Origin of the sequence: Streptomyces recifensis (assembly GCF_002154615.1) — a bacterium.
Lineage (GTDB): Bacteria > Actinomycetota > Actinomycetes > Streptomycetales > Streptomycetaceae > Streptomyces > Streptomyces griseoluteus.
Genome location: NZ_MUNH01000126.1, coordinates 1 through 3,550, shown reverse-complemented (window position 1 = coordinate 3,550; position 3,550 = coordinate 1). Strand labels below are relative to the sequence as shown.

The window sequence follows — 3,550 nt, the reverse complement described above, 5'->3', positions numbered from 1 at the left end:
GCCCCGGCCGGGGCATGCCGCTGCGCCACGGGATGGTCCTGGCCATCGAGCCGATGCTGATCGCGAGCGGCCGGGACGGCTACCACCCCGACCCCGACGGCTGGACCCTGCGCACCGACGACGGCTCCCGCGCGGCCCACGCCGAGCACACGGTGGCCGTCACGGACGCGGGCCCGCGCGTCCTGACGGCCCGCGAACCGGTGAGGCAGCGCGCGGGATCGTGACGCGGGGCCCGCGGGGCCGCAGCCTGCGGGTGCCCTTCCCTCCTGGGCGTGCCATCGTTTCAAGAGTGGCCGGTCCGGGGTACCCGGCCGCTCCGCACGCGTCGTCTGCGAAGGACGGAAACGATGACCAGCGGCTACACCGGCCCCGAGGGCGACCCCTTCGGGGAGTTCTTCTCCCGCTTCTTCGGCGGCACCGGAAATCCGGGCCAGCCCGGCGGCCCCCGCCAGGTGGACATCGGCCGCCTGTTGAGCCAGCCCGCGCGCGAGCTGGTCAAGGGGGCCGCGCAGTACGCGGCGGAGCACGGCAGCCGGGATCTCGACACCCAGCACCTGCTGCGCGCCGCCCTGTCCAGCGAGCCCACCCGCAGTCTGCTCAGCCGGTCCGGGGCGAACCCGGACTCGATGGCCACCGAGATCGACGGCCGCGCCGGACCCGTGCAGCACCAGCCGGGCAACGTGCCGCCGACCGCGCTGTCCCTGACCCCGGCCGTGAAGCGGGCGCTGATGGAGGCGCACGAGATGGCACGGGCCAGCGGCGCCGGGTACATCGGCCCCGAGCACGTGCTGAGCGCCCTCGCCATGAACCCGGACTCGGCCGCCGGGCACATCCTGCACGCGGCCCGGTTCAAGGCGGAAGCGGCTCCGCCCGAGGCGCCGGAGACCGCCCAGGGCCGCCAGGACCGCCCCCGGCCCACGACCACGCCGACGCTGGACAAGTACGGGCGCGATCTGACCGAGCTGGCCCGCGAGAACCGCATCGACCCGGTGATCGGCCGGGAGAAGGAGATCGAGCAGACCATCGAGGTGCTGTCCCGGCGCGGGAAGAACAACCCGGTGCTGATCGGTGACGCGGGCGTCGGCAAGACCGCCGTGGTCGAGGGGCTGGCGCAGCGCATCGCGGACGGGGACGTGCCCGAGGGTCTGGAGGGGCGCCGGGTGGTGGCGCTGGACCTGACCGCGGTGGTGGCCGGCACCCGCTACCGGGGCGACTTCGAGGAGCGCCTGAACAACATCGTGCAGGAGATCCGCGCGCACTCGGACCAGCTGGTCGTGTTCATCGACGAGCTGCACACCGTCGTCGGCGCGGGCACCGGCGGCGAGGGCGGCGCGATGGACGCGGGCAACATCCTCAAGCCCGCCCTGGCCCGCGGTGAGCTGCACATCGTCGGCGCGACCACGCTGGAGGAGTTCCGGCGGATCGAGAAGGACGCGGCGCTGGCCCGCCGGTTCCAGCCGATCCAGGTACCGGAGCCGTCCGTCGAGGACGCGCTGGAGATCCTGCGCGGGCTGCGGGACCGCTACGAGGCCCACCACCAGGTCCGTTACACGGACGAGGCGCTGGCGGCGGCCGTGGAGCTGTCCGACCGCTATCTCACCAACCGGCGGCTGCCCGACAAGGCGATCGACCTGATCGACCAGGCGGGTGCGCGGGTACGGCTCGGCGCCCGGACCAAGGGCGCGGACGTGCGCGCGCTGGAGCGCGAGGCCGAGCAACTGGTCCGGGACAAGGACCAGGCGGTGGCGGACGAACAGTACGAGCAGGCGACCCAGTTGCGGGACCGTATCGCCGACATCCAGCGGCGGATCTCGGAGGCGGCCGACGACGGGGAGGTCGTCGAGGGGCAGAACCTCGAGGTGACGGCGGAGGCCATCGCCGAGGTGGTGTCCCGGCAGACCGGGGTGCCGGTGAGCCGGCTGACCCAGGAGGAGAAGGAGCGCCTGCTCGGCCTGGAGGAGCATCTGCACGAGCGGGTGGTCGGCCAGGACGAGGCGGTCAACGTGGTCGCGGACGCCGTACTGCGTTCCCGCGCGGGGCTGTCCAGCCCGGACCGGCCGATCGGCAGCTTCCTGTTCCTCGGTCCGACCGGGGTCGGCAAGACCGAACTGGCCCGCGCGCTGGCGGAGTCGCTGTTCGGCAGCGAGGACCGCATGGTGCGGCTCGACATGAGCGAGTACCAGGAGCGGCACACCGTCTCCCGGCTGGTCGGGGCGCCGCCCGGTTACGTCGGCCACGAGGAGGCGGGCCAGCTCACCGAGGTGGTGCGCCGGAACCCGTACTCGCTGCTGCTCCTGGACGAGGTGGAGAAGGCGCACCCGGACGTCTTCAACATCCTGCTCCAGGTGCTGGACGACGGCCGGCTCACCGACGCCCAGGGGCGGACGGTGGACTTCACCAACACGGTCATCGTGATGACCAGCAACCTGGGTTCGGACGTCATCACCCGGCGCGGTGCCGGGATCGGGTTCGGTCCCGGTGGCGCGGACGCGGACGAGGAGGCGCGGCGGGAGCAGATCCTGCGGCCGCTGCGGGAGCACTTCCGGCCGGAGTTCCTCAACCGGATCGACGAGATCGTGGTGTTCCGCCAGCTCACGCCCGAGCAACTGCGACGGATCACCGACCTGTTGCTCAACGGCACCCGCGAACTGTCCAGCGCGCGGGGCGTGAGCGTGGAGTTCACCGACGCGGCCGTGGACTGGCTGGCGGAGCGCGGCCATCAGCCGGAGTACGGTGCACGTCCGCTGCGCCGCACGATCCAGCGCGAGGTGGACAACCAGTTGTCGCGGCTGCTGCTGAACGGCACGGTGGCCGAGGGCGGCGAGGTGACGGTCGATGTGGCGGACGGGCGGCTGGACTTCCGGGTCCAGGGCCAGGAGGCCCAGCCGGCCGAGGCGCACCGCGAGGGCGCCTGAGACCCCTGGGGGCTTCGGGCGCCCGCGAGGTCAGCCCGTCGGGTTCACCACCATGGCCGACCCGCCGCCGCGCCGGGTCGTCTCGGCGGCGGCCAGCCACTTGCCGTCCGGCAGCCGTTGGACGCCGGTCGCGGCGCCGATCTCGGGGTTGAGCTTGAAGCTGTGCCCGAGCTGTTCCAGCCGGTCCCGCAACGCGCTGTCGTACAGGGCGGGTTCGAGTTCCGTCTGGGCTGCGTTGCGCTGGCTGGCGCGGGGCGCCGCGATGGCGTCGACCAGCGGGAGCCCCCGGTCGAGGAACTCGGTGAGGGTCTGGAGCACGGTGGTGATGATGGTGGCGCCGCCGGGCGAACCGAGCGCCACCACGGGCCGGTCGTGCCGGTCCAGGACGATGGTCGGGGAGATCGAGGAGCGCGGGCGCTTGCCGGGGCCGGGCAGGTTGGGGTCGGGGACGCCGGGGCTCGCGGGGGCGAAGGAGAAGTCGGTCAGCTCGTTGTTGAGCAGGAAGCCCCGGCCGGGAACGGTGATGCCGCTGCCCCCGGTCTGCTCGATGGTGATCGTGTAGGAGACGACGTTGCCCCACTTGTCGGACACGGTGAGGTGGGTGGTGTTCTCGCCCTCGTACCTGGCTCTTATAC

At 72.8% G+C, this 3,550-nt stretch carries 2 protein-coding genes and 1 pseudogene (1 of these 3 cut by a window edge); 2 read left to right on the top strand and 1 reads right to left on the bottom strand.

The genetic code is table 11. The features are described 5' to 3' along the window. Positions 1-224, top strand: a pseudogene (locus CCN33_RS08315) (type I methionyl aminopeptidase); it begins 404 nt to the left of the window's first position. A 123-nt stretch (positions 225-347) separates the two neighbouring features. Beyond that, complete coding sequence (locus tag CCN33_RS08310; RefSeq protein WP_086692749.1) at positions 348-2,915, top strand: ATP-dependent Clp protease ATP-binding subunit; 2,568 nt, start codon at positions 348-350, stop codon at positions 2,913-2,915. Between the two features lie 30 nt (positions 2,916-2,945). On the opposite strand, the gene CCN33_RS08305 is transcribed toward CCN33_RS08310, so the two are convergent. Further along, positions 2,946-3,550: gamma-glutamyltransferase (locus CCN33_RS08305; RefSeq protein WP_208621684.1), on the bottom strand; the 605-nt coding region annotated here is incomplete at its 5' end.

What these genes read in the sequence shown, in the direction of transcription:
- CCN33_RS08310 (WP_086692749.1), top strand. Translation starts at nt 348, where the DNA reads ATGACCAGCGGCTACACCGGCCCCGAGGGCGACCCCTTCGGGGAGTTC.